This window comes from Enterobacter cloacae complex sp. HYC074_NIDB (assembly GCF_056673345.1).
The window spans coordinates 2,117,133-2,141,330 of the sequence record NZ_CP114214.1 but is presented as its reverse complement, the minus strand read 5'-3'; the positions used below and the strand labels follow the sequence as shown (position 1 = coordinate 2,141,330).

The window sequence follows — 24,198 nt, the reverse complement described above, 5'->3', positions numbered from 1 at the left end:
ATCATGAGCCGTTGCAGGCCCGTACAAGCAACGCGTTTACTTCACCGTCACTAACCGCGCCGCCACAATCTGATGCCCGGCCTGCACGTCTGCCTTCTCAATCCGCTGCATGATCCTGTCTGCCAGGGTATACCCCATTTCACGAGCCGGCGTTGTCGCCCAGACGATGGGGAGATCGTCCAGCGCATTTTCACCGACGTCCGCAAACGCCCCCAGCGCTACCTGATGGCCGAAAAACGTTTCTACCCCGCCCTCACCGCTCTGGCGTCCGGCGCGGATCAAACCGAACCACGCCCCCATTGCAATGACATCGTTATAGCAAATCACCGCGCTGATCGTCGGGCTGTTGCGGAGCAACGTGCCGATGGCTTCCGCGGCTTTTTTCTGGCTGGATTCACACTCCACCACCCATTCGCTGTGAAACGGCAGGCCGTATTTGATGAGCGTGGAGCAGTAACCGCCCACCCGCTCGGCACGCGTCAGGGACGAGCTTTTCCCACCGAGCCAGGCGATGCGCTGATGGCCGCGATGAATAAGATGTTCGGTCAGCATTTGTGCGGCCTGCATGTTATCTGGCCGAAGGGTATCGGCTTCGTCGAGATAGCTGGCGCGCGACGCAAACACCAGCGGTACGCCTTTCTGCGCGGCGCGTTCGCACAGTTCACTGCCCACGCCAGACGCGCCAGCCACAATCACCCCATCGACTCCTTGCGTCAGCAGCATATCCAGCCGGGACAGCAGTTGCTCCGGTTCACGCCCGCCGTGGAGCAGGAAAACCATTCGCCCCTGCGCTTCAAGCGCCTCGGTAAGCCCGGCGGTCAGTTCCGCATAAAACGGCGACGTGAGGTCGCGAACGATCAGCCCTATCACCCCGCTTTGCCCGCCGCGCAGCGCCGACGCCTGGCGATTACGCACAAAGCCCAGTTGCTCAACGGCCTCGTTGACGCGCTGACCCGTTGCAGGAGAGATGCGCCCCTTCCCGCTCAATACCAGCGAAACGGTGCTGACGGAAACGCCTGCCGCCAGCGCGACATCGTTGATGGTGATCTTTTTCGCTACAGCCATGTGGTGGCGTGACTCCTTGATAATGAGATCGCTAAAACGTTTTATCAATACGTTATCTTTATACTACCAGTAAAAGCCTGAGAATGTGATTTAGCGCGCACTAAAGTTTGATAAAACGTTTTATCTTCTCGCCCCATCGAGGTCGTTAAATCTCTTTCTACCATTTAAGGAGTCGTTTTATGACGACGAAAGCAGCACAAAAAATATCGCTGTGGGAGTTTTTCCAGCAACTGGGTAAAACCTTTATGCTGCCCGTGGCGCTTCTCTCTTTTTGCGGGATTATGCTGGGGATCGGCAGCTCGTTAAGCAGTCATGACGTCATTACTCTGATCCCTTTCCTGGGAAATCCGGTACTTCAGGCGATCTTCATCTGGATGAGCAAGGTCGGATCGTTTGCCTTTAGCTTCCTGCCGGTAATGTTCTGTATCGCCATTCCTCTGGGTCTGGCGCGCGAAAACAAAGGCGTGGCGGCGTTTGCGGGCTTCGTTGGCTATGCGGTCATGAACCTTGCGGTTAACTTCTGGCTGACCGCCAAAGGGATCCTGCCGACGACCGACGCGGCGGTACTGAAAGCCAATAACATTCAGAGCGTGATTGGTATTCAGTCCATCGATACCGGGATCCTTGGAGCCGTGATCGCGGGGGTGATTATCTGGATGCTGCACGAGCGCTTCCACAACATCCGCCTGCCCGATGCGCTGGCCTTCTTCGGCGGGACCCGCTTTGTGCCAATCATTACGCTGGTTGTGATGGGTCTGTTTGGTCTGATCATCCCTCTGATTTGGCCGATTTTTGCCATGGGGATCACCGGGATTGGCCGCATTATCAACGGCGCGGGTGATTTCGGCCCGATGATTTTCGGTACGGGTGAACGTCTGCTGCTACCGTTTGGTTTACAGCACATCCTGGTTGCCCTGATCCGCTTTACGGAAGCAGGCGGCACCATGGACGTTTGCGGTCATTCCGTTAGCGGCGCGCTGACCATCTTCCAGGCCCAGCTGAGCTGCCCGACCACTCACGGCTTCTCTGAAAGTGCGACGCGTTTCCTTTCTCAGGGTAAAATGCCTGCCTTCCTCGGCGGCCTGCCGGGTGCTGCGCTGGCGATGTACCACTGTGCCCGTCCGGAAAATCGTCATAAAATTAAAGGTCTGCTGATCTCCGGCGTTATTGCCTGCGTGGTGGGCGGTACGACAGAACCTATCGAGTTCCTGTTCCTGTTCGTGGCACCGGTACTGTACCTCATCCACGCCGTACTGACGGGCCTGGGCTTTACCGTGATGGCTGTGCTCGGTGTGACCATCGGTAACACCGACGGTAACGTGATTGACTTCGTGGTATTCGGTATCCTGCACGGCCTGTCCACCAAGTGGTATCTGGTGCCGGTTGTGGCCGCCATCTGGTTCGCGGTTTACTACGGGATCTTCCGCTTCGCCATCACCCGCTTCAACCTGAAAACGCCTGGCCGCGATACCGATACGGCCACCAGCGTTGAACAGGCGGTGGCCGGTACCGTTGGGAAATCCGGATATAACACGCCGGCTATTCTGGCGGCGCTGGGCGGTGCGGATAATATTACCTCTCTGGATAACTGCATCACCCGCCTGCGTTTGTCGGTGGCGGACATGTCCAAAGTGGATACCAACGCACTTAAAGCTAACCGGGCTATTGGCGTAGTACAGTTAAATCAGCACAATTTGCAGGTCGTCATTGGCCCGCAGGTACAGTCAGTGAAGGATGAGCTGGCAACCCTGATGCGAACCGTCGAAGCCTGATGCCTCGCCCCCCCTCGTCATGAGGGGGTTTTACTTTACGGAGCACCGTCATGTTTGATTTTTCAACCGTCGTGGATCGACACGGCACCTGGTGTACCCAGTGGGATTATGTCGCTGACCGTTTTGGCGCTGCCGACCTGCTGCCCTTCACCATCTCTGATATGGATTTCGCCACCGCCCCATGCATTACCGATGCGCTGCACCAGCGAATAAACCACGGGGTGTTTGGTTACAGTCGCTGGAAAAATGACGAATTTCTGGCCGCCGTGGCGCACTGGCTCCGGCAACGCTTTAACAGTCAGATTGATACCGAAACCGTGGTGTATGGGCCGTCGGTCATTTATATGGTCTCGGAGCTGATCCGCCTCTGGTCCTCGCCTGGCGACGGCGTGGTGGTCCATACTCCGGCTTACGATGCCTTTTATAAAGCCATCGAAGGCAACCAGCGTACCGTTGTTTCCGTGCCGATGCAGAAAACAGCGCATGGCTGGGAGGGGGATATGGCCTCGCTGGAAGCGGCGCTATCAAAACCGGAAAACAAGGTGTTGCTGCTGTGTAGCCCGCAAAACCCGACCGGAAAAGTCTGGACTCGGGAGGCGCTGACCACAATGGCGGCCCTGTGTGAACGTTATGACGTAGCGGTGATCAGCGACGAAATTCATATGGACATGGTATGGGGCACGCATCGTCATACCCCGTGGAATGAGGTTGCGCGCGGTAAATGGGCGCTGCTGACCTCGGGTTCCAAAAGCTTCAACATTCCGGCGCTGACGGGCGCCTGGGGGCTTATCGCCGATGACGCCAGCCGTAACGCCTATCTGAATGCATTAAAAGGTAGGGACGGACTCTCTTCCCCTTCCGTGCTGGCGCTGACCGCGCATATTGCTGCTTACCGACAGGGCGAACCCTGGCTGGACGCGCTGCGGACCTATCTCGAAGAGAATCTGCGGTATGTTGCTCGCGAATTAAACAGTGCTTTTCCGACACTCAACTGGCAACCGCCCGAGGCAACCTATCTGGCCTGGGTCGATCTCAGCCCGCTTGGCATTGATGACAAGACGCTGCAAAACGTGCTGATTGAACAGCAAAAAGTGGCCATCATGCCGGGATATACCTATGGAGCCGAAGGGAAAGGCTACGTTCGTCTGAACGCGGGTTGCCCCCGTAGTAAGCTTGAACAGGGCGTTCAGCGCCTCATCGCGGGCATCAACACGCTGCTGTAAATTATTTGCGCAACGGAATATTCCCTTGCGCAAATAGCTTTTTACCCCGTTTTGTTTTTATAATATGGCGCACTTTAACCAGCAAAGAGTGCGACCATGATTGATACACGCCTGCCTTTAACTGATATTCACCGCCACCTCGACGGAAACATTCGTGCCCAAACCATTCTCGATCTTGGTCGCCAGTTCAATTTAACCCTCCCTGCCGAAACGCTTGAAACCCTGATCCCCCATGTTCAGGTCACGTCGAACGAACCGGATCTGGTGAGCTTTCTGAGCAAGCTCGATTGGGGCGTGAAGATGCTGGCCTCGGTCGATGCCTGTCGCCGTGTCGCCTTTGAAAACATCGAAGATGCCGCGCGCAACGGCCTGCACTATGTCGAACTGCGTTTCTCCCCGGGCTATATGGCGATGACCCACAATCTCCCCGTAGCGGGCGTGGTTGAAGCGGTCATTGAAGGCGTGCGTGAAGGCTGCAAAACCTTTGACGTTCAGGCGCGTTTGATCGGCATTATGAGCCGTACCTTCGGTGAAGCGGCCTGTCTTCAGGAGCTGGAAGCATTACTGGCGCATCGCGACCAGATCACCGCCATCGACCTCGCCGGTGACGAGCTGGGCTTCCCGGGCAGCCTGTTCCTGTCTCATTTCAACCGCGCACGTGATGCAGGATGGCATATTACCGTTCATGCAGGCGAAGCCGCGGGGCCGGAAAGCATCTGGCAGGCCATTCGTGAACTGGGTGCGGAACGTATTGGTCACGGCGTGAAAGCCATTGAAGATCGCGCGCTGATGGATTTCCTCGCCGAACAACGTATTGGAATCGAATCCTGCCTGACCTCCAATATTCAGACCAGTACAGTGGCATCGCTGGCGCAACACCCGCTGAAAACCTTCCTTGAACACGGGGTGCTGGCTTCACTGAACACGGACGATCCGGCGGTTCAGGGCGTGGATATTATTCACGAATACAACATCGCCGCGCCGCAGGCCGGGCTGAGCCGCGAGCAGATCCGTCAGGCGCAAATCAACGGGCTGGAGATCGCCTTCCTGACGCCTGAAGAGAAACAGGCGCTGCGCGATAAAGTTGCTCAGTAGTCCTCTTTACTGCCGGGTGGCGCTGCGCTTACCCGGCCTACAAAAGCGTTTGGCACTTATGCCAGACAGAGCGTTGCGCGATGTTTGGCAGATTCGATCCCCAGCTCAATGAGCTCCATAATCTGGATTGCCTGGCTTGCGGGAACCGGATTTTCACCTGAACCGTTCAGTGCGTCACGAATGGCGGCGTAATACGCCGGATAGTTCCCCGGCAGGGTCAATACCGTCTCTTCAACCAGCGCCTCACCCTCCGCACGCGTCACCACCCCGTCGCGCATGTCGTAGCCCCAGTCCTCCTGCGGTAAGCGTTCGCCATTTTTGAGGCGCTCTTCCTGCGGATCCAGGCCGAACTTCACATAGCTGCCGCGCGCCCCATGAATGATATAGCGGGCCGATTCCGCCGCCGCAAGCATTGTCCCGTGCAGCACAATGCGCCGCTGCGGATAACTCAAAATGGCATGGAAATAGTCGGTGGTCTGCGCCCCCGGCCTGAGCTGCGCTAAATCGACCGTCATGCTTACGGGCAGACCAAACAGATGAACGGCCTGATCGAGAAGATGCGGCGCTAAGTCATACCAGATGCCGCTGCCCGGTCCCGCCTGCTCGCGCCAGCGATCTCGCACCTGCGGACGATAACGATCGAAGTGCGACTCAAAAAAGGCAATTTCGCCGAGCGTGCCTTCGTTGAGCAGCGCTTTGACCGTCAGGAAATCGCTGTCCCAGCGCCGGTTGTGAAAGACCGATAATAACCGACCCAGACTTCGCGCCAGCGCATCCAGCTCGCGCGCCTGTGACAACGTCACGGTGAAGGGCTTATCGACAACAACATGTTTGCCTGCCTCCAGCGCCGCTTTCGCCAGGGGGAAATGAGTGTCGTTAGGGGTAGGAATGACAATAAGGTCAATATTAGGATCGTTAAACAGATGCTTAGGCTCCGTTACCACCGGCACGGCTGGCCAGTCGGCGCGGACCTTAGTCTCATCGCTGCTTGTGATGGCCGCCAGTTCCATTCCCGGCGTGCCGGCAACCAGCGGTGCATGAAAGGTTTTGCTTGCGTACCCGTAGCCAATAAGACCGACGCGGATGTTTTCACTCATCGTTTGCCCCCTCGCTGTGCGCTTATTTATCACTGGCCTTGTGCTTAACGCACACATTAATAATGTGCCCTGTGAGTTAAAATAGCATCTCACGACAGCGTTTTTTGTTACCTCGCATTAAAGTGCGCATAGGGGGCCGGGGAATCGTTCCCAAAGCGCTTGCTCTGAAGAAAAGGGCGCTGTAACATTTGTAATCTGTATTTATGGATAAATTACAAACACAAATTATGACGTCAATAATTAATCGAATCATTGAATTAGCGGGATGGATTGTCCTTGGGGTTTCAGTCGTGTTGCTCGGCATTGCCAGCCATATCGATAACTACCAGCCGCCGGAGCCTGTGACTGTCGCACAACAAAAGTAAGCCGTGTCGTCATAAAGCGTGACACATTACGTCATGGAACATATTGCCAGCCGTAATGAACGGGGTTACCCTTCTCTTTCAGGCATCTCCTGATGCCTGATTCTTCGCAAAGAAAACTCCTAATTTCGTCGCGTTACCCGAGTGGACAGTTTACGTCTTTATTAATCCGTTTATTATTCGAACGCATTACCTTTATGGGTATTACCCTTTTATATGGAAACTTATTAATATGACAGTTCAGGACTATTTATTAAAATTTCGCAAGATCAATTCCCTTGAAAGCCTGGAAAAACTGTTTGACCATCTGAACTACACGCTGTCGGATAATCAGGACATCATCAATATGTACCGCGCTGCTGACCATCGTCGCGCCGAACTGGTCTCTGGCGGTCGTCTGTTCAATGTGGGGGAAGTGCCTAAATCCGTATGGCGTTACGTTGTATAAGAAAGTAGCCTTCGGCGTGAAATGTTATATACTCTCCGCCCTGCAAATTTCTGTATAACATTTCGCGCAGACTATGGGAGAGCGTATGACCGCATTGCCTGGAGAGAGAATTGGGGGCTGGTTAATCGCCCCGCTGGCATGGCTGCTGGTGGCATTATTAAGCGCTTCACTGGCGCTGTTGCTTTACACCACCGCACTGGTTACGCCTCATGCTATCCAGACACTGATGTCCCAGAGTGCGCTCAATATTGCGACGTGGTTTGTGTCGTTCGTTTTCGCGATCGCGATGTGGTACTACACGCTGTGGCTGACTATCGCCTTCTTCAAACGCCGCAAAAGCGTGCCAAAGCATTACATTATCTGGCTGCTGGTCTCCGTGCTGCTGGCTGTCAAAGCGTTCGCTTTCTCGCCTGTGTCTGACGCGCTGGCGGTTCGCCAGTTACTGTTTCCGCTACTGGCGACGGCGCTTCTGGTCCCTTATTTCAAGCGTTCGACGCGCGTTAAGAAGACCTTTGTCAACCCGTAATAACCTTACAGTTAACCTGTTGTGGCCTGTTGTCGTTTATCCGATAATAGGCGGCTATTTTATTTCAGGCTAAATAATGACCGATTACTTACTGCTCTTTGTCGGAACTGTGCTGGTGAATAACTTCGTACTGGTGAAGTTCCTTGGCCTGTGCCCGTTTATGGGCGTCTCCAAAAAGCTGGAGACGGCAATGGGCATGGGGCTGGCAACCACCTTCGTGATGACGATGGCCTCCATTTGCGCATGGCTGATTGATACCTGGATCCTAATCCCGCTCGACATGCTCTACCTGCGCACTTTGGCCTTTATTCTGGTCATTGCGGTCGTGGTGCAATTTACCGAAATGGTGGTGCGGAAAACCAGCCCTGCCCTGTATCGCCTGTTGGGTATTTTTCTGCCCCTCATCACCACTAACTGTGCGGTGCTGGGCGTGGCGCTACTGAATATCAACCTTGGGCATAATTTCCTGCAATCGGCGCTGTATGGTTTTTCCGCCGCGGTCGGTTTTTCTTTTGTTATGGTCCTGTTCGCCTCGATTCGCGAGCGTCTGGCCGCGGCGGATATTCCCGCGCCGTTTCGCGGTAACGCCATCGCTCTGGTGACCGCAGGTTTAATGTCTCTGGCCTTTATGGGCTTTAGTGGTCTGGTGAAGTTGTAATGAGTGCTATCTGGATTGCCATCGCGTCCATCAGCGTGCTGGGACTCGTCTTTGGCATCATTCTGGGTTACGCCTCCCGCCGGTTTGCGGTGGAGGACGATCCGGTGGTTGAAAAAATTGATGAACTTTTACCCCAGAGCCAGTGCGGGCAGTGCGGCTACCCTGGCTGCCGCCCTTACGCTGAGGCGGTGGGCGTGCAGGGAGAAAAGATCAACCGCTGCGCGCCGGGTGGCGAAGCGGTCATGCTTAAAATAGCTGCCCTGCTGAACGTCGATCCCCAGCCTGTCGACGGCGATGAACAGGCCCAGGAGCCTGTTCGTGCCCTTGCTGTTATCGACGAAGCCAACTGCATTGGCTGCACAAAATGTATTCAGGCGTGTCCTGTTGACGCCATTGTGGGCGCAACGCGCGCGATGCATACCGTTGTGGCGGATCTGTGCACCGGCTGTAATCTCTGCGTGGCGCCCTGCCCGACGCAGTGTATAGAACTGCGCCCGGTTGAAACGACTACCGAAAACTGGAAGTGGGACCTTCAGACCATTCCGGTTCGCAATATTCCTGTGGAACAACATGCTTAAGTTATTTTCTGCCTTCAGAAAAGAGAAGATCTGGGATTTCGACGGCGGCATTCATCCGCCTGAGATGAAATCGCAGTCTAACGGCACGCCGCTGCGCCAGATCCCGCTGGCGACCCGTTACGTTATGCCCCTGAAACAGCATATCGGCGCGGAAGGCGAATTGTGCGTGAAAGAAGGCGATAGCGTTCTTCGCGGCCAGCCGCTGACCTTTGGTCGCGGACGGATGTTGCCGATACATGCCCCGACTTCCGGTAAGGTGGTGGCTGTTGCCCCCCATACCGTTGCCCATCCGTCGGCGTTGTCTGAGCTGAGCGTGATCATTGAAGCCGATGGTGAAGACCGCTGGATCGAGCGTGACGGCTGGAGCGACTACCGTTCCCACAGCCGTGAAGCGCTGATTGAACGCATTCATCAGTTCGGCGTGGCGGGTCTGGGGGGCGCAGGCTTCCCGACCGGCGCTAAGCTTCACGGCGGCGGCGATAAAATCGAAACGCTGATCATCAATGCCGCCGAGTGCGAACCGTACATCACCGCCGATGACCGTCTGATGCAGGACTGTGCCGCGCAGGTGGTGGAAGGTATTCGCATTCTTGCGCATATCCTGCAACCCCGCGAAGTGCTGATCGGTATTGAGGACAATAAACCGCAGGCCATTTCGATGCTGCGTGCGGTTCTGGCGGACAGCCATGATATCGCCCTGCGCGTGATCCCGACCAAATATCCGTCCGGCGGGGCAAAACAGCTGACGCAGATCCTGACCGGCAAACAGGTCCCCCACGGAGGCCGTTCGTCCGACATCGGCGTGCTGATGCAAAACGTGGGGACCGCCTACGCGGTGAAACGTGCGGTGATTGACGGCGAGCCATTGACCGAGCGCGTCGTCACACTGACCGGCGAGTCCGTCTCCCGTCCCGGCAACATCTGGGCGCGTCTGGGTACGCCGGTGCGTCATCTGCTGGAACAGGCTGGCTTCTGCCCGGGTAGCGATCAACTGGTCATTATGGGCGGCCCGCTGATGGGCTTTACCCTGCCGTGGCTTGATGTGCCGGTGGTGAAGATTACCAACTGCCTGCTTGCCCCTTCCCTGACGGAGATGGGCGAAACGCAGGAAGAGAAAGGTTGCATACGCTGTAGCGCCTGTGCGGACGCATGCCCGGCAGATTTACTGCCGCAGCAGTTGTACTGGTACAGCAAAGGCCAGCTGCACGATAAAGCCCAGGCGCATAACCTGGCTGACTGTATTGAATGCGGTGCCTGCGCCTGGGTCTGCCCAAGCAATATTCCGCTGGTGCAGTATTTCCGTCAGGAGAAAGCTGAAATCTACGCCATCTCCATGGAAGAAAAACGTGCCGCTGAAGCGAAGGCCCGCTTTGAAGCGCGCCAGGCGCGACTGGAGCGCGAGAAACAAGCCCGTCAGGAACGCCATAAGCAGGCTGCCGTGCAGCCTGCGGCGAAAGATCAGGATGCCATTAACGCAGCCCTGGCCCGCGTACGCGAGAAGAAAGCCACCGCCGCCCAGACGGTTGTGATCGCTCCGGGAGAAAAACCGGACAACAGCGAAGCGATTGCAGCCCGCGAAGCGCGGAAAGCCGAAGCACGCGCGCGTCAGGCGGAGAAAGCGCAAAACGCCAAACCGGAAGCCGACATCGACCCGCGTAAAGCGGCGGTGGAAGCGGCTATTGCCAGGGCAAAAGCCCGCAAAGCCGGTCAGCAGACAGTGGTGGTTGAACAGGAAGCGACGGATCCGCGCAAGGCGGCCGTTGAAGCCGCTATCGCCCGCGCCAAAGCACGTAAAGCGGCACAGCTACAACCTGCCGAAGAGAGTGAAGCCCCTGTCGATCCGCGTAAAGCCGCCGTTGAAGCGGCCATCGCCCGTGCCAAAGCACGAAAAGCGGCACAGCAGGACGAACTGCCTGCGGCCGCTAATGACGATCCACGCAAAGCCGCAGTCGCCGCCGCGATTGCGCGCGTTCAGGCAAAGAAAGCCGCGCAGCAAGCCGTTAACGAGGATTAAATGGTTTTCAGAATTGCAAGTTCCCCTTATACCCATAACCAGCGCCAGACATCGCGTATTATGATGCTGGTGTGCCTGGCCGCGCTGCCAGGTATTGCCGTACAGTGTTGGTTTTTCGGCTGGGGTACGCTTTTCCAGTTAGTTCTGGGTTGCGCCAGTGCCGTCGCAGCGGAAGCCGCGATCCTGAAGCTGCGCAAAATGGAGGTGACTCGCATCCTGAGCGATAACTCCGCCCTGTTGACCGGCCTGTTGCTGGCCATCAGCATTCCCCCGTTCGCCCCGTGGTGGATGGTGGTATTGGGAACGGTGTTTGCGGTGATCATCGCCAAACAGCTGTACGGCGGGCTGGGCCATAACCCGTTTAACCCGGCGATGATTGGCTACGTAGTACTGCTGATCTCCTTCCCGGTACAGATGACCAGCTGGCTGCCGCCGCATGAGATCGCCGCCACGGTGCCCGGCTTTATGGATGCCCTGCACGTTATCTTTACCGGCCACACCGCGCTGGGCGCAGATATGAACGCGCTTCGCATGGGCGTGGACGGCATCAGTCAGGCCACTCCGCTCGATACCTTCAAAACCTCCCTGCGTGCCGGACAAAGCGTGGAGCAGGTGATGAAATCGTCTATTTACAGCGGCGTACTGGCAGGTGCTGGCTGGCAGTGGGTCAATCTGGCCTACCTGTTGGGTGGCGCGTTCCTGCTGCAACAGAAGGCGATCCGCTGGCATATTCCGGTGAGCTTCCTGGTGACGCTGGCCGTCTGCTCGACGCTCGGCTGGGTTATCTCACCTGAGTCACTGGCCAGCCCGCAGCTCCATCTGCTCTCCGGCGCGACCATGCTCGGGGCATTCTTTATTCTGACCGATCCGGTCACCGCCTCTACCACCAACCGTGGTCGTCTGATTTTCGGCGCGCTGGCAGGCTTGCTGGTCTGGCTTATTCGCAGCTTTGGCGGCTATCCGGACGGCGTGGCATTTGCCGTGCTGCTGGCTAACATCACCGTTCCGCTCATCGACTACTACACGCGTCCACGCGTGTACGGTCATCGCTAAGGGTCGCGCCATGCTAAAGACAATGCAAAAACACGGCGTCACGCTGGCGATCTTCGCCGCCGCCCTCACCGGGCTGACCGCGCTGGTAAATGAACTGACGAAAACCACCATTGCAGAGCAGGCAATGAAGCAGCAAAAAGCGCTGTTCGATCAGGTGATCCCATCCGATCTCTACGATAATGACCTGCAAAAAAGCTGCTTTGTCGTGCAGGCTCCGCAGCTTGGTAAAGGACCCCATCGCGTTTATATTGCCCGCAAGGGCGATAACCCCGTGGGCGCCGTCATGGAAGCCACCGCGCCGGACGGTTACTCCGGTGCGATTCAGCTGCTGGTGGGCAGCGATTTTTCCGGCACCGTACTGGGTACGCGCGTGACGGAGCATCACGAAACGCCGGGCCTTGGCGACAAAATTGAAACACGCTTAAGCGACTGGATCTTACACTTCGCCGGAAAGATGATTCATGGCGAGGACGATCCTGCTTTCGCGGTGAAAAAAGATGGCGGCGAATTTGACCAGTTCACGGGCGCCACGATTACTCCGCGCGCGGTGGTCAACGCCGTAAAGCGCGCCGGGCTGTATGCCGAAACGCTGCCCGCGCAGATCAATCATCTTTCCACCTGTGAGGAGTGACCATGAGCCAGGTTAAAGAGGTTATCGTCCAGGGTCTCTGGAAGAACAACTCCGCGCTGGTGCAGCTGCTGGGGCTATGTCCGCTGCTGGCGGTGACGTCTACCGCCACCAACGCGCTCGGGCTGGGGCTGGCGACCACGCTGGTGCTGACCCTGACTAACTTTTCCATTTCTGTTTTGCGCCGCTGGACGCCGTCAGAAATCCGTATTCCGATTTATGTCATGATCATTGCGTCGGTGGTCAGCGTCGTGCAAATGCTGATTAACGCCTACGCATTTGGCCTGTACCAGTCGCTCGGGATCTTCATTCCGCTTATCGTGACTAACTGTATTGTCGTAGGCCGCGCTGAAGCCTTCGCGGTGAAAAACAATCCGGCCATATCCGCGCTGGATGGGTTTTCCATCGGCATGGGCGCGACTGCCGCCATGTTCGTCCTCGGCTCTCTGCGTGAAATTTTGGGCAACGGTACGCTCTTCGACGGTGCGGACGCGCTGCTTGGCGGCTGGGCGAAGTCGCTGCGTATTGAGGTGTTCCATACGGACACCCCGTTCCTGCTGGCCATGCTACCTCCTGGCGCCTTCATTGGCCTTGGGATGATGCTGGCGTTAAAATACCTGATTGATGAAAAACGTAAACGCCGCGCCGCTGAACGCAGCGTACAGGAAGGGATCCCCGAGAAAGCAGTATGAATAAAGAGAAACGCATTGCGATCCTGACGCGCCTGCGCGATGAGAATCCTCATCCAACGACAGAGCTGAACTTTAACTCGCCGTTTGAACTGTTGATCGCGGTGCTGCTCTCTGCACAGGCGACGGACGTGAGCGTCAATAAAGCCACGGCCCTGCTCTACCCTGTCGCCAATACGCCGCAGGCCATGCTGGAGCTGGGCGTTGAAGGTGTGAAATCCTATATCAAGACCATTGGCCTGTTTAACAGCAAGGCCGAAAACGTCATTAAGACCTGCCGGATCCTGCTGGAGAAGCACGGCGGTGAAGTCCCTGAAGATCGCGCCGCGCTGGAAGCGTTGCCGGGCGTCGGGCGTAAAACGGCAAATGTGGTGCTGAACACGGCGTTTGGCTGGCCGACCATCGCCGTGGATACCCATATCTTCCGCGTCTCAAATCGCACCCGTTTCGCGCCGGGTAAAAACGTGGAAGAGGTTGAAGAGAAGCTGTTAAAAGTCGTTCCTGCGGAATTTAAGGTGGACTGCCACCACTGGCTGATCCTGCACGGCCGGTATACCTGTATTGCCCGTAAGCCACGCTGCGGTTCCTGCATTATCGAAGATCTCTGCGAATACAAAGAAAAAGTCTATCCCTGAGCGTAAACCACCTTACTTCTTACCTGTTCAAGCCCTTAGAATTAACAAGGGCTCTGATATCTTCTCGATTGACCATAAATTGCCCTCTCTTTCTCCTTTACGCATTGTCGATTCTTCGGTCATTTAACACTCAAACAGGTTAATAGTTTTTTCATCACCAAAAATTTCTATACATCTGTGATCGCGATCACTCTGATAACCTGATGTTGGATTTTTGTTGTTAAAACCCGCCCAACCCCTTTGTCAGACAAGATTTCGTCTATTCAACACCGCACATAAGACCAGTCATTTTTCAGAACATGGGCTATATCACTGCCAATCACCCGAAATAGCAGAACATATCGCCATACAGCCATTAAACAGGGTCGCTCACAGTCAAAAAAACCACTAATTTTCAACCAATGAAATTTAAAGCTGCATAACATTTGCGGGAACCGATGATTATACCGCCAGAGTTATATGTAACAGATTATTACAAACGTATTGCCAGATGGGGCTGGATAGTGAACATTACCCGCCGTTTCCCCTCCCAATATAACTATAAAGCGGATGGACTACGGTCATCACGCTATGAACACCCCCGTTAATATGGGATGTAAAAAAAGAGGTATATGTGTCTACTGCAAACAATAAACCAACAGATGAGAGCGTAAGTCTTAACGCTTTCAAACAGCCTAAAGCGTTCTATCTCATTTTCTCTATCGAATTATGGGAACGTTTTGGCTACTACGGCCTGCAAGGGATCATGGCGGTTTACCTGGTTAAACAGCTGGGTATGTCTGAAGCCGATTCCATCACGCTATTCTCTTCCTTCAGCGCCCTGGTGTATGGCCTCGTCGCTATCGGCGGCTGGTTAGGCGATAAAGTCCTCGGTACTAAACGAGTCATTATGCTGGGCGCCGTTGTTCTGGCGATTGGCTATGGGCTGGTTGCCTGGTCCGGGCACGATGCAGGTGTGGTTTACATGGGCATGGCTACCATCGCGGTAGGTAACGGCCTCTTCAAGGCGAACCCATCTTCCCTGCTCTCTACCTGCTACAGCAAAGATGACCCACGTCTGGACGGTGCATTTACAATGTACTACATGTCCATCAACATCGGCTCCTTCTTCTCTATGCTGGCAACCCCATGGCTGGCCGCAAAATTCGGCTGGAGCGTAGCGTTTGCGCTGAGCTTCGTGGGTATGCTGATCACCGTTGTGAACTTCCTGTTCTGCCGTAGCTGGGTTAAAGACTATGGTTCAAAACCAGACTTCGAACCCGTGCACATGGGCAAACTGCTGGCAACCATCGTCGGCATCGTGATCCTGGCCGCTGTCGCCACCTGGCTGCTGCATAACCAGGGCGTTGCACGTGCCGTACTGGGCGTGGTTGCGCTGGGTATCGTGATTATCTTCGCGAAAGAAGCCTTCGCGATGCAGGGTGCGGCACGTCGTAAGATGATTGTGGCGTTCATTCTGATGCTGGAAGCGATCATCTTCTTCGTTCTGTACAGCCAGATGCCAACGTCTCTGAACTTCTTCGCTATCCGCAACGTTGAGCACTCCATCCTCGGTATCGCGTTCGAGCCGGAGCAGTATCAGGCCCTGAACCCGTTCTGGATCATGATTGGTAGCCCGATTCTGGCCGCTATCTATAACAAGATGGGCGACCGTCTGCCTATGCCGCACAAGTTCGCTATCGGTATGGTGCTGTGCTCTGGCGCATTCCTGGTGCTGCCGCTGGGGACGAAATTCGCGACCGACGCGGGTATCGTTTCTGTTAACTGGCTGATCCTGAGCTATGCGCTGCAATCCATCGGTGAACTGATGATCTCCGGTCTGGGTCTGGCGATGGTTGCGCAGCTGGTCCCTCAGCGTCTGATGGGCTTCATCATGGGTAGCTGGTTCCTGACTACCGCTGGCGCGGCCATCATCGCAGGTAAGATTGCGAACCTGATGGCGGTACCAGACAACGTTACCGACCCGCTGGTTTCCCTGAATGTCTACGGCACCGTGTTCATGCAAATTGGTATCGCGACCGCCGTGATTGCCGTACTGATGCTGCTGACCGCACCTAAACTGAATCGTATGACGCAGGACGACGACAAATCCGCTAAAGCGATTAAAACCGCGAACGCGTAATGTCATCGGGAAACGACTGAACAGAAGCCGCTAATTGATTAGCGGCTTTTTTTTTATCCGAACGCGCACTAACATAGCTGGAACCTCAGCAAAAAGGAGTTACCGATGAAACTGTTCTATAAACCGGGCGCCTGCTCTCTTGCTTCCCATATTACGCTTCGCGAGAGCGGTAAAGATTTCACGCTGGACGGCGTTGACTTGATGAAAAAGCGCCTGGAAAACGGGGATGACTTTTTTGCGATTAACCCAAAAGGGCAGGTTCCGGCCCTGCTGCTGGATGATGGCACCCTGCTGACCGAAGGGGTGGCGATTATGCAATTCCTGGCGGACAACGTACCGGATCGTCAGCTCCTAGCCCCCACCGGCAGCATTGCGCGTTATAAAACGCTGGAGTGGCTGAACTATATTGCCACCGAACTGCACAAAGGCTTTACGCCCCTGTTCCGCCCGGACACGCCAGAAGAGTACAAACCTACCGTGCGCGCGCTGCTGGAGAAAAAGTTGCAGTACGTTAACGACGCGCTGAAAGACGACCAGTGGATCTGTGGCTCGCGTTTCACTATCGCCGATGCCTATCTGTTTACCGTTCTGCGCTGGGCGCGCGCGGTTAAGTTGAACATGGAAGGATTAGACCATGTCGCATCGTATATGACGCGCGTGGCGGAGCGACCTGCGGTGGCGGCGGCGCTGAAAGCGGAAGGGTTGAATTAACGGAGCGGCCTGGGGAGCCGGGTGGCGCTGACGCTTACCCGGCCTACAAATTCCGTAGGCCCGTGCAAGCGCAGCGCCGCCGGGCAGTGTCTATAGCTGCGTTGCGCTAAAATAGTGCTCCGGCTTCGCGATGCGATCCTGTGCCGCGACGACCTGGAGCTCATATTCCTGCATCGTCTTCGTCGCAATCATGATTTCATAAACGGCTGCGGTGACGTGCTCCAGCGCATCGCGCAGGCTCGCGCCCTGCAATAGCTTCACCAGCAGCAAACCGCTGGTCACATCCCCGACCCCGACAGGCTGACGTGCACCGAAATCCACCAGCGGTCGACTGATATGCCAGGCTTCATCCTTCGTCACCAGCAGCATTTCAAAACGGTCCTGGCTCAACCCTGCGCGTGCCAGGTGTTTCACCAGCACAATCTCTGGCCCCTGGGCGATCAGCTCGCGAGAGGCGCTTACAGCCTCTTCTACGCTGTTAACCGGATGCTCGCTGAGGATCTCCAGTTCAATCAGGTTGGGGGCAATAATATCGCTGGCGGGCAATGCATGACGGACATGAAACTCCGCAACGCCCGGCGCTACGATGCAGCCTTTTTCAGGATGTCCCATCACCGGATCGCAGAAATATTTCGCCGCGGGGTTTGCCGCTTTCACCTGGCGCACAATGCCGAGGATATGTTCCCCCTGCTCCGCCGAACCCAGATAGCCGCTCAGTACGGCATCGCAGCGTTTAAGCTGGTCGATATCCGCAATCCCCTGAACGACTTCCGTCAGATGCGACGGCGGCATCACGCAGCCGGTCCATTTACCGTACTGGGTATGATTCGAAAACTGGACGGTATTGAGGGGCCAGACGTTAACGCCGAGGCGGCGCATCGGGAATTCCGCAGCGCTGTTGCCAGCATGTCCAAACACAACGTGGGACTGAATGGCGAGGATGTTCTTCATGTTGTACTTACCAAACCCTGTCAAAACAAAAGGGGCGTGGTTTCCCACGCCCCTGCATACTTTTAATTACTTCCAGCAGACCAGGCAGTAATTTTTCTTACCGCGACGCAGCAGCGTGTAGCGACCATAGAGACGGTCGTTCTCGGTAAAGGTATATTCCGGATCGGCCTGTTTTTCGCCATTAATGGTGATCGCGTTAGAGGCGATGGTTTTACGCGCCTGACCGCGAGACGGCTGGAGCTCGGAGTCCACCAGCGCCTGCATCAGATCGGCGCCTTTTTCCATCTCCACCATCGGTACGCCATCCTGCGCCAGCTGTTCGAAATCCGCTTCGCTTAAATCGCTCAGGGTCCCGTTGAACAGGCTCGCCGTAATGCGTTTCGCCGCCGCCAGACCTTCTTCGCCGTGAACCAGTTTGGTTACTTCGTCCGCCAGCACGTACTGGGCGCGTGGTGCTTTACCGCTGTTCTTGTCTTCTTCTTCCAGCGCATTGATTTCTTCGATATCCATAAAGGTGAAGAACTTCAGGAAGCGATAAACGTCGGCATCCGCCGTGTTGATCCAGAACTGGTAGAATTTATACGGGCTGGTTTTCTTCGGATCCAGCCATACCGCGCCGCCTTCGGTCTTACCGAACTTGGTACCGTCTGCTTTGGTGATCAACGGCACGGTCAGACCAAACACCTGATTCTGGTGGAGGCGACGGGTCAGATCGATACCGGAGGTGATGTTACCCCACTGGTCGGAACCGCCAATTTGCAGAGATACGCCGTGCAGCTTGTTCAGGCAGGCAAAGTCATACCCCTGCAACAGGTTGTAGGAGAACTCGGTGAAAGAGATACCTTGGTCGTCACGGTTAAGACGCTGCTTCACTGCTTCTTTGTTAATCATCTGGTTAACAGAGAAGTGTTTGCCGATGTCACGCAGGAACGTCAGCACGTTCATGCCACCAAACCAGTCGTAGTTGTTCGCCGCAATCGCAGAGTTCTCACCGCAGTCGAAATCCAGGAATGGTGCAACCTGTTTACGGATCTTATCCACCCACTCCTGCACGGTATCTTCGGTATTAAGCTTACGCTCAGCGGCTTTGAAACTTGGGTCGCCAATCAGACCGGTCGCGCCGCCAACCAGAGCGACAGGCTTATGGCCGGCCATCTGGAAGCGTTTCAGGCATAACAATGGAACAAGATGCCCCAAATGCAAGCTGTCAGCGGTGGGATCGAAGCCGCAATAGAGCGCGATCGGGCCTTGCGCCAGTCGCTCTGCTAACGCTTCCTCGTCCGTCACCTGGGCCACGAGGCCCCGCTCTTGCAATTGTTTAATCAAGTTACTGCTTGCCATCAAATTCTCCATGTATAAACGACTGCACCTTTGCCGGTACACGACTTTTCGCCTGATGCGAAAGGACCATAGAATAAAGCGCCAGCGCGGTGTGCGCTAGCGCTTAAATCAACAAATTTTGGGGATTACGGTGCCAGTCTGTCGATTTTCCAGCCACCGTTGTCGCGCTGGTATAAAAAGCGGTCGTGGAGACGGTGTTCACCGCCCTGCCAGAATTCCATCTGCTCAATGGGGATGCGGAACCCGCCCCAGAAACTCGGCAGCGGTACTTCACCCTGCTGAAACTTTTGTTTGAGTTCGAGGAATTTACTCTCCAGCACGCCGCGGGCTGAGATTCGGCTGGACTGTTTAGAGACCCAGGCACCGATCTGACTGTCGCGCGGGCGGCTGTGGAAATATTTCACCACTTCGAGCGTAGAGAGGCGCTCCGCCTTGCCGGTAACCATCACCTGGCGCTCAAGCATATGCCACGGGAAGAGCAGGCTAATACGCGGATTATTTTCAAGGTGATGCGCTTTACGACTGCCCAGGTTGGTGTAGAACACCAGCCCTTTCTCGTCATAATGCTTGAGAAGAACGATGCGTTGATACGGCTGACCATTTTCATCAACCGTGGCAACGACCATCGCCGTCGGGTCGGCCAGTTTCGCTTCGCAGGCCTGCTTCAGCCAGCGTTCAAAAAGCACCAGCGGTTCGGCGGGAAGATCCTGGCGGCGCAAACCGCCTTTGGTGTATTCACGGCGCAGATGCGCAATTTGCTGTAGTTCGTCGTTATCTGACATGGCGTTAGCTGAAAGTGAGATTGGGTGGCGCTATTGTGCGCGCCCCCTTCAAAAATCTCAACGCTTCGGATTTTGAAGCTGACAATCGTTCAGCACAATGCGGTCACGCTTGTAGACGGTAGCGCTGTCGCCTTTCGACCAGAAGACGTAGATCCCGTCTGAGTAGCGCGCACCGGAGGCCGACATTCCCTGCTTCAGCGTCAACAACTTATTGTCATAAACAAAGCTGGCTTCCTGACGCGGGTTGTTCAGCTTCACCGTCAGCGGTTTTTCATCACAACGATATTCCAGCGTATCGGTTTGCATACGCTCAACGAACTGGTTATAGACGCTGCATCCGGTCATAAGAAAAGGTACAGCAATGAGAAGAAGTTTTTTCATGGGCAGATTCCGAAGACTATCCTGGTCCTGGAGGGCCTAACCGCCCTCCTGTTTTTCCCTATTTTACGGGTTACGCCTCCCGCTGAATTTCAGTTAACTCTGATTATGGCGCGGGTTTGCGGGGAAAATGGCCCCGAGGACACTCGCCTCCCGCGCACCGGTTACGGAGGGTAAATTACCCGGCAGACCGGCAACCGTACGCCAGGCAAGCCAGGCGAAGGCCAGCGCTTCCATATCGTCTCCGCTGATCCCGGCTTCATCAGTGGTCGTGACTTCGGTGCCCGGCAGCAAGGCGGCGAGGCGTGCCATCACCAGCGGGTTTCGGCTTCCGCCTCCGCATACCAGCAAGCGCTCACACCCGCCGCTCAGCAACACCTGTTCAGAGATCGACACCGCGGTGAGCTCCGTCAGCGTAGCCTGAACATCCTGAGGCGCAAGGCCGGGGAAGCGCGCCAGCTGACGTTCAAGCCAGCCGTAGTTGAAATATTCCCGCCCCGTGCTTTTTGGCGCAGGCAGAGCAAAGAAAGGATCGCTTAACAGGGTTTGCAGCAAGGGAAGGATCACTTTCCCCTGGCTGGCCCACTGCGCGTCTTTGTCATAGGCTTTACCGCTCTGACGCCAAATCCAGGCATCCATCAGCATATTACCGGGTCCGGTATCGTACCCCCGCACGGGCTGCCCGGGAATAAGCATCGACAGGTTGGCGATCCCGCCGATGTTCAGGACCATCCTGCGCTCTACCGGGTGCGCCAGCAGCGCCTGATGAAATGCCGGAACCAGCGGCGCCCCCTGCCCGCCGAGGGCCATATCGCGACGACGGAAATCACCCACCACCGTTACGCCGGTTTTTGCCACAATCTGGTTGTTATCGCCAATTTGCATCGTGTGCGGCGCCTCGCCGACAGGTTCATGCCAGACGGTCTGCCCATGGCAGCCTATTGCCACGATGTCCTGCGGGTGGAGTCTTTCCTGCTGCATCAGGGCCAGTACCGCATCAGCAAACAGCGCCCCCAGACGCACATCCAGTTGGCCCAGTTGGGAAAGCGTCAGCTGTTGCCCCTGGCAGATGTTCAGGATCTCTTCTTTTAACGAGACCGGAATTGGCCAGGTCAGGCTTGCCTGCTGCGCCACCATGTTTTCATCAATGGCGGCCAGAACGACATCCACACCGTCAAGACTGGTACCAGACATCACACCGATATAGCGACCCGATTTCATGCGCTTTCCTTACGTTACATGGGCTAAGTGCAAACACTCCATCATAAATAACGCGGCTTTGCTATGCGGTGATAATAATTTTTAACAATCTCAGACCTGTAGCACAGGCGATGTTTGTTTATGTCCCGTTAAGCCCTGTTCAGGTAAAATTTATTTATTCGGCATGCAAAGATATGAACTGTGGTCAGGAATGCCATATAATTTAGCCATAACGGATGCCCCAACCGGGCGTTTTTTGGTGAACAGGAGAGTCAAATGATTTTACGTGTACTGGGCGTTTCGCTGATTGGTTTAACACTGGCGGGTTGTGTGAATGACAGTTCACTCTCCGGCGACGTATATAGTGCTTCTGAAGCTAAACAGGTACAGAACGTGACATACGGTACTATCGTTAATGCCCGTCCTGTTCAGATTCAGGGTGGCGATGACACGAACGTGGTGGGCGCAATCGGCGGTGCTGTGCTGGGTGGTTTCCTGGGTAATACCATTGGCGGCGGCACCGGACGTTCTCTGGCGACCGCAGCGGGCGCAGTTGCAGGCGGCGTAGCGGGTCAGGGCGTTCAGGGTGCGATGAACAAAACTCAGGGCGTTGAGCTGGAAATCCGCAAAGACGATGGCAGCACTATTATGGTTGTGCAGAAACAGGGTAACACCCGCTTCTCTGCTGGCCAGCGTGTTGTTCTTGCAAGCAACGGCAGCCAGGTCACCGTCTCCCCGCGTTAATATCCTGATGGATGTGGTCTTTCAGACCGCATCCATTTACCAAAATCATCATTTCCAATAATATATTGGCACAATATATTCACATGGTGAATTATTCATTTCACCCGTTCTTGTCCGTGCGCAAAGTATTTTTTATTTCCCTCGCTTAGACTCTTCGCAATCTCTTTTTCCTTTTTTAATTTTTAAATTCTCTATGCTTGCGATCTGTCGATTTGTAAAGAACCGCTTTGTGGCCTTCGCGCTTGGGTGCATTGTTATCATTGCCGTATTACAAGGTTTTTTTATAAAACTTGTTGAATGGGTTCCTTCGTTTTCACCTTTGTTTTTCCCTACGCTGACGATATTTCTTCTGGTGTTCCATCTGTTTATTGCCTGTTTTATGGCAATGAAATACTGGTGCGACAAAAGGCGATTATATCTTGTTCCCATTGCCCTGGCCTTTGCCGGTTCGGCGTTACTGATGGTGGGGACACTGGCCAGCTTCCCGGCCTGGCTTGATCTCTATCAGTTCAACGAAGCGAACTATAACGACGCCATGATTTTCTACATGTTCCGCCACTTTTTAATGGCGGTGCTGATGATCGTCGCAGCATTACTGTATACCCTGCGCAATTCTGCGCTCTCACGAAGCGCCCATGTTGGTATCGTTGTCGGCGCCTCGCTCTTTACGGGCTGTATGCTTGGGCTGGCATTGTTCTATTCCAGCCATTCAACCCTGCTCACACTGGACCTGGTGGATAATGAAACCCGACAGTTTATGGTTCTCTGGAGCCAGGCGATCAATATCATTTTGATCGTCCTGTGGGTAGTAACGTTAATCACCCTGTTGGCCATTACCCGCGTGAGGAATTTGTTTTGGGTCGGCGGCAATTTTTTATGTGTCTGTTATATCGTCACTCTGCTCATGCTATTGTTAGGCGGACACGCTGAAGATATTTCATGGTACCGGGCACGGTTATTCGAAACTGTCGCTACGTTAATGATTATTTTCATCTTACTTTCCGACGTATTTAATTTGTATCGTGACTCGCATGTAAAATATCAGCAGTCTTATCAAAATTCCATCCGCGACCCCCTCACCCGTCTTTATAATCGCAGCTATTTCTATGATTCATTAAATCACGCGCTAAACACGGCCACGGTGACACATCCGGTGTCGGTGGTCGTGAGCGATCTTGACCGTTTTAAACGCATTAACGACTGCTACGGTCATTTGCAGGGGGATAGGGTTTTACAGTTTGTCTCAAACCTGTTGACCGATTCGGTGCGACCGCAGGATATCGCGGCGCGGATCGGCGGCGAAGAGTTTGTGCTCATGCTGACAAATACACCGTCCGATGTCGCGCATCAGGTTGCCGAACGTATTCGCCTCAAGTTGAGCGGGTTTGACAAGGCCAGCAGCGGTGGGCAGCTTCCGGAACCGATTACCATTAGTATGGGAGTATTCACCGCTACCTCGCCGGAAACCAGCGCTGAAACCTGTGTGGAAAGCGCGGATAAAGCCATGTACGAGGCAAAAGAGACGGGCCGCAACCGGGTGGTGGTGTTCAGAACATGACAAAGGCCTTGCACGAGCAAGGCCAGTGAACAACGTCAGTCGCGCGACTGTAAATCGTGGATGTTTTGCTCAAGACGGGCGATGAGTCCGATCAGCATCTCCAGCTCAGCGGGTGAAATACCGGCCAGGATCTCCCCTCGCGTTTTACTGATGACGGTTTCCATCTCAGTAATAATCGGGGCCGCTTTTTCCGTCAATTTGATCCGCTTGGCGCGACGGTCGCTGGCGCAGGTTTGTCGGGAGATGAGTCCCTTCTCTTCCAGCTGGTCAAGGGTACGCACCAGGGAAGGCTGTTCAATACCAATCGCTTTTGCCAGTTGGATCTGTGACTGATCGGGCGGAAGCTGATGGATGTTGTGCAGCGTAACCCAGTGCGTCTGTGTGAGTTCCAGGGGTTTCAGGCGATGGTCAATCAGAGCACGCCAGATGCGTACCAACCTTGCCAGATCAGAACCGAATGGCGATTCCAATTTCATCTCCTTATAATTAGCTTGCTAAGTGATTATAGTGATTTTAGAATAGTTTGCAGTATTTGTATTGCCAAAACAAATGCAATCACGGTATTCAT

General features: G+C 55.0%; 25 protein-coding genes. 17 read left to right on the top strand and 8 right to left on the bottom strand.

Translation table 11 applies throughout. The features are described 5' to 3' along the window. Window positions 1–36: 36 nt before the first annotated feature. Window positions 37–1,065 carry a Mal regulon transcriptional regulator MalI gene (locus O1724_RS10625; protein WP_048974073.1) on the bottom strand — a complete coding sequence of 343 codons (1,029 nt, stop codon included), beginning with the start codon at window positions 1,063–1,065 and terminating at the stop codon, window positions 37–39. A 179-nt stretch (window positions 1,066–1,244) separates the two neighbouring features. On the opposite strand from O1724_RS10625, the gene malX reads away from it, so the two are divergent. The 3 genes from malX (at window position 1,245) to add (ending at window position 5,155) form a co-directional block, all read left to right on the top strand. Beyond that, entirely contained in the window at window positions 1,245–2,837 is a 1,593-nt protein-coding gene (malX, locus tag O1724_RS10620) for a maltose/glucose-specific PTS transporter subunit IIBC (RefSeq protein ID WP_023324552.1), read from the top strand. Between the two features lie 50 nt (window positions 2,838–2,887). Continuing rightward, the gene (locus tag O1724_RS10615; RefSeq protein ID WP_126296605.1) at window positions 2,888–4,060 is read left to right on the top strand and encodes a MalY/PatB family protein; all 1,173 of its coding nucleotides are present in this window, start codon (window positions 2,888–2,890) and stop codon (window positions 4,058–4,060) included. 96 nt (window positions 4,061–4,156) lie between these two features. Next, window positions 4,157–5,155 carry an adenosine deaminase gene (gene add, locus O1724_RS10610; RefSeq protein ID WP_015570661.1) on the top strand — a complete coding sequence of 333 codons (999 nt, stop codon included), beginning with the start codon at window positions 4,157–4,159 and terminating at the stop codon, window positions 5,153–5,155. Between the two features lie 56 nt (window positions 5,156–5,211). On the opposite strand, the gene O1724_RS10605 is transcribed toward add, so the two are convergent. Then, a complete protein-coding gene (locus O1724_RS10605; RefSeq protein WP_003857576.1) occupies window positions 5,212–6,252 on the bottom strand; it encodes an oxidoreductase in 1,041 nt (346 codons plus the stop codon). A 239-nt stretch (window positions 6,253–6,491) separates the two neighbouring features. On the opposite strand from O1724_RS10605, the gene blr reads away from it, so the two are divergent. The 12 genes from blr to gstA all read left to right on the top strand — a co-directional run bounded on the left by blr (window position 6,492) and on the right by gstA (window position 16,676). Then, complete coding sequence (gene blr / locus O1724_RS10600; protein WP_151884424.1) at window positions 6,492–6,617, top strand: division septum protein Blr; 126 nt, start codon at window positions 6,492–6,494, stop codon at window positions 6,615–6,617. A gap of 229 nt (window positions 6,618–6,846) precedes the next feature. Continuing rightward, window positions 6,847–7,062: a transcription modulator YdgT gene (gene ydgT, locus O1724_RS10595; RefSeq protein ID WP_000217941.1), complete on the top strand. Its 216-nt coding sequence runs from the start codon at window positions 6,847–6,849 to the stop codon at window positions 7,060–7,062. 85 nt (window positions 7,063–7,147) lie between these two features. After that, window positions 7,148–7,588, top strand: coding sequence for a DUF2569 domain-containing protein (locus tag O1724_RS10590; protein WP_015570663.1), 441 nt, complete (start codon window positions 7,148–7,150; stop codon window positions 7,586–7,588). A 76-nt stretch (window positions 7,589–7,664) separates the two neighbouring features. Then, on the top strand, window positions 7,665–8,246 hold the full coding sequence (gene rsxA, locus O1724_RS10585; protein WP_003857582.1) for an electron transport complex subunit RsxA: 582 nt from the start codon (window positions 7,665–7,667) through the stop codon (window positions 8,244–8,246). Then, complete coding sequence (rsxB, locus tag O1724_RS10580) at window positions 8,246–8,824, top strand: electron transport complex subunit RsxB (protein ID WP_003857583.1); 579 nt, start codon at window positions 8,246–8,248, stop codon at window positions 8,822–8,824. The genes rsxA and rsxB overlap by 1 nt, the downstream gene beginning before the upstream one ends. Then, window positions 8,817–10,838 (top strand): electron transport complex subunit RsxC, encoded by a 2,022-nt coding sequence (rsxC, locus tag O1724_RS10575; protein ID WP_003857585.1) that lies wholly within the window; start codon window positions 8,817–8,819, stop codon window positions 10,836–10,838. Before rsxB ends, rsxC begins: the two co-directional genes overlap by 8 nt. Then, on the top strand, window positions 10,839–11,891 hold the full coding sequence (gene rsxD / locus O1724_RS10570; RefSeq protein WP_003857588.1) for an electron transport complex subunit RsxD: 1,053 nt from the start codon (window positions 10,839–10,841) through the stop codon (window positions 11,889–11,891). Window positions 11,892–11,901: 10 nt separating this feature from the next. After that, window positions 11,902–12,522 (top strand): electron transport complex subunit RsxG, encoded by a 621-nt coding sequence (gene rsxG, locus O1724_RS10565; RefSeq protein WP_003857590.1) that lies wholly within the window; start codon window positions 11,902–11,904, stop codon window positions 12,520–12,522. Window positions 12,523–12,524: 2 nt separating this feature from the next. After that, entirely contained in the window at window positions 12,525–13,211 is a 687-nt protein-coding gene (locus O1724_RS10560) for an electron transport complex subunit E (protein ID WP_003857592.1), read from the top strand. After that, window positions 13,208–13,843 (top strand): endonuclease III, encoded by a 636-nt coding sequence (nth, locus tag O1724_RS10555; protein ID WP_003857594.1) that lies wholly within the window; start codon window positions 13,208–13,210, stop codon window positions 13,841–13,843. Before O1724_RS10560 ends, nth begins: the two co-directional genes overlap by 4 nt. Window positions 13,844–14,456: 613 nt before the next feature. Continuing rightward, window positions 14,457–15,965 carry a dipeptide/tripeptide permease DtpA gene (gene dtpA, locus O1724_RS10550; RefSeq protein WP_003857596.1) on the top strand — a complete coding sequence of 503 codons (1,509 nt, stop codon included), beginning with the start codon at window positions 14,457–14,459 and terminating at the stop codon, window positions 15,963–15,965. A 105-nt stretch (window positions 15,966–16,070) separates the two neighbouring features. After that, entirely contained in the window at window positions 16,071–16,676 is a 606-nt protein-coding gene (gene gstA / locus O1724_RS10545) for a glutathione transferase GstA (protein ID WP_003857598.1), read from the top strand. A 90-nt stretch (window positions 16,677–16,766) separates the two neighbouring features. On the opposite strand, the gene pdxY is transcribed toward gstA, so the two are convergent. The 5 genes from pdxY to anmK all read right to left on the bottom strand — a co-directional run bounded on the left by pdxY (window position 16,767) and on the right by anmK (window position 21,349). Beyond that, window positions 16,767–17,627, bottom strand: coding sequence for a pyridoxal kinase PdxY (pdxY, locus tag O1724_RS10540; RefSeq protein WP_045344119.1), 861 nt, complete (start codon window positions 17,625–17,627; stop codon window positions 16,767–16,769). 66 nt (window positions 17,628–17,693) lie between these two features. Next, complete coding sequence (gene tyrS / locus O1724_RS10535; protein WP_003857600.1) at window positions 17,694–18,968, bottom strand: tyrosine--tRNA ligase; 1,275 nt, start codon at window positions 18,966–18,968, stop codon at window positions 17,694–17,696. Between the two features lie 125 nt (window positions 18,969–19,093). After that, on the bottom strand, window positions 19,094–19,750 hold the full coding sequence (gene pdxH / locus O1724_RS10530; protein WP_003857601.1) for a pyridoxamine 5'-phosphate oxidase: 657 nt from the start codon (window positions 19,748–19,750) through the stop codon (window positions 19,094–19,096). Window positions 19,751–19,807: 57 nt separating this feature from the next. Then, the gene (mliC, locus tag O1724_RS10525) at window positions 19,808–20,131 is read right to left on the bottom strand and encodes a C-type lysozyme inhibitor (RefSeq protein WP_023324546.1); all 324 of its coding nucleotides are present in this window, start codon (window positions 20,129–20,131) and stop codon (window positions 19,808–19,810) included. Window positions 20,132–20,224: 93 nt separating this feature from the next. Then, window positions 20,225–21,349 carry an anhydro-N-acetylmuramic acid kinase gene (anmK, locus tag O1724_RS10520; protein WP_022650944.1) on the bottom strand — a complete coding sequence of 375 codons (1,125 nt, stop codon included), beginning with the start codon at window positions 21,347–21,349 and terminating at the stop codon, window positions 20,225–20,227. A 255-nt stretch (window positions 21,350–21,604) separates the two neighbouring features. Between anmK and slyB the strand changes: the two genes are divergently transcribed. Together slyB and O1724_RS10510 are read left to right on the top strand one after the other, a co-directional pair. Then, window positions 21,605–22,072, top strand: coding sequence for an outer membrane lipoprotein SlyB (gene slyB / locus O1724_RS10515; RefSeq protein WP_003857604.1), 468 nt, complete (start codon window positions 21,605–21,607; stop codon window positions 22,070–22,072). A 193-nt stretch (window positions 22,073–22,265) separates the two neighbouring features. Next, window positions 22,266–23,630: a GGDEF domain-containing protein gene (locus O1724_RS10510; protein ID WP_023313968.1), complete on the top strand. Its 1,365-nt coding sequence runs from the start codon at window positions 22,266–22,268 to the stop codon at window positions 23,628–23,630. A gap of 35 nt (window positions 23,631–23,665) precedes the next feature. Here O1724_RS10510 and slyA read toward each other — a convergent pair whose 3' ends face one another. Continuing rightward, on the bottom strand, window positions 23,666–24,106 hold the full coding sequence (gene slyA, locus O1724_RS10505; RefSeq protein ID WP_414540222.1) for a transcriptional regulator SlyA: 441 nt from the start codon (window positions 24,104–24,106) through the stop codon (window positions 23,666–23,668). Window positions 24,107–24,198 lie beyond the last annotated feature (92 nt).

Excerpts from the sequence above, each read along its gene's own strand:
- slyB (WP_003857604.1), top strand. The coding sequence starts at position 21,605 with ATGATTTTACGTGTACTGGGCGTTTCGCTGATTGGTTTAACACTGGCG.
- O1724_RS10605 (WP_003857576.1), bottom strand. The coding sequence starts at position 6,252 with ATGAGTGAAAACATCCGCGTCGGTCTTATTGGCTACGGGTACGCAAGC.
- rsxB (WP_003857583.1), top strand. The coding sequence starts at position 8,246 with ATGAGTGCTATCTGGATTGCCATCGCGTCCATCAGCGTGCTGGGACTC.
- gstA (WP_003857598.1), top strand. The coding sequence starts at position 16,071 with ATGAAACTGTTCTATAAACCGGGCGCCTGCTCTCTTGCTTCCCATATT.
- rsxA (WP_003857582.1), top strand. The coding sequence starts at position 7,665 with ATGACCGATTACTTACTGCTCTTTGTCGGAACTGTGCTGGTGAATAAC.
- ydgT (WP_000217941.1), top strand. The coding sequence starts at position 6,847 with ATGACAGTTCAGGACTATTTATTAAAATTTCGCAAGATCAATTCCCTT.
- nth (WP_003857594.1), top strand. The coding sequence starts at position 13,208 with ATGAATAAAGAGAAACGCATTGCGATCCTGACGCGCCTGCGCGATGAG.
- O1724_RS10560 (WP_003857592.1), top strand. The coding sequence starts at position 12,525 with ATGAGCCAGGTTAAAGAGGTTATCGTCCAGGGTCTCTGGAAGAACAAC.
- slyA (WP_414540222.1), bottom strand. The coding sequence starts at position 24,106 with ATGAAATTGGAATCGCCATTCGGTTCTGATCTGGCAAGGTTGGTACGC.
- O1724_RS10615 (WP_126296605.1), top strand. The coding sequence starts at position 2,888 with ATGTTTGATTTTTCAACCGTCGTGGATCGACACGGCACCTGGTGTACC.
- rsxG (WP_003857590.1), top strand. The coding sequence starts at position 11,902 with ATGCTAAAGACAATGCAAAAACACGGCGTCACGCTGGCGATCTTCGCC.
- pdxH (WP_003857601.1), bottom strand. The coding sequence starts at position 19,750 with ATGTCAGATAACGACGAACTACAGCAAATTGCGCATCTGCGCCGTGAA.
- rsxD (WP_003857588.1), top strand. The coding sequence starts at position 10,839 with ATGGTTTTCAGAATTGCAAGTTCCCCTTATACCCATAACCAGCGCCAG.
- add (WP_015570661.1), top strand. The coding sequence starts at position 4,157 with ATGATTGATACACGCCTGCCTTTAACTGATATTCACCGCCACCTCGAC.
- pdxY (WP_045344119.1), bottom strand. The coding sequence starts at position 17,627 with ATGAAGAACATCCTCGCCATTCAGTCCCACGTTGTGTTTGGACATGCT.
- malX (WP_023324552.1), top strand. The coding sequence starts at position 1,245 with ATGACGACGAAAGCAGCACAAAAAATATCGCTGTGGGAGTTTTTCCAG.
- tyrS (WP_003857600.1), bottom strand. The coding sequence starts at position 18,968 with ATGGCAAGCAGTAACTTGATTAAACAATTGCAAGAGCGGGGCCTCGTG.
- anmK (WP_022650944.1), bottom strand. The coding sequence starts at position 21,349 with ATGAAATCGGGTCGCTATATCGGTGTGATGTCTGGTACCAGTCTTGAC.
- O1724_RS10625 (WP_048974073.1), bottom strand. The coding sequence starts at position 1,065 with ATGGCTGTAGCGAAAAAGATCACCATCAACGATGTCGCGCTGGCGGCA.
- O1724_RS10590 (WP_015570663.1), top strand. The coding sequence starts at position 7,148 with ATGACCGCATTGCCTGGAGAGAGAATTGGGGGCTGGTTAATCGCCCCG.
- rsxC (WP_003857585.1), top strand. The coding sequence starts at position 8,817 with ATGCTTAAGTTATTTTCTGCCTTCAGAAAAGAGAAGATCTGGGATTTC.
- O1724_RS10510 (WP_023313968.1), top strand. The coding sequence starts at position 22,266 with ATGCTTGCGATCTGTCGATTTGTAAAGAACCGCTTTGTGGCCTTCGCG.
- mliC (WP_023324546.1), bottom strand. The coding sequence starts at position 20,131 with ATGAAAAAACTTCTTCTCATTGCTGTACCTTTTCTTATGACCGGATGC.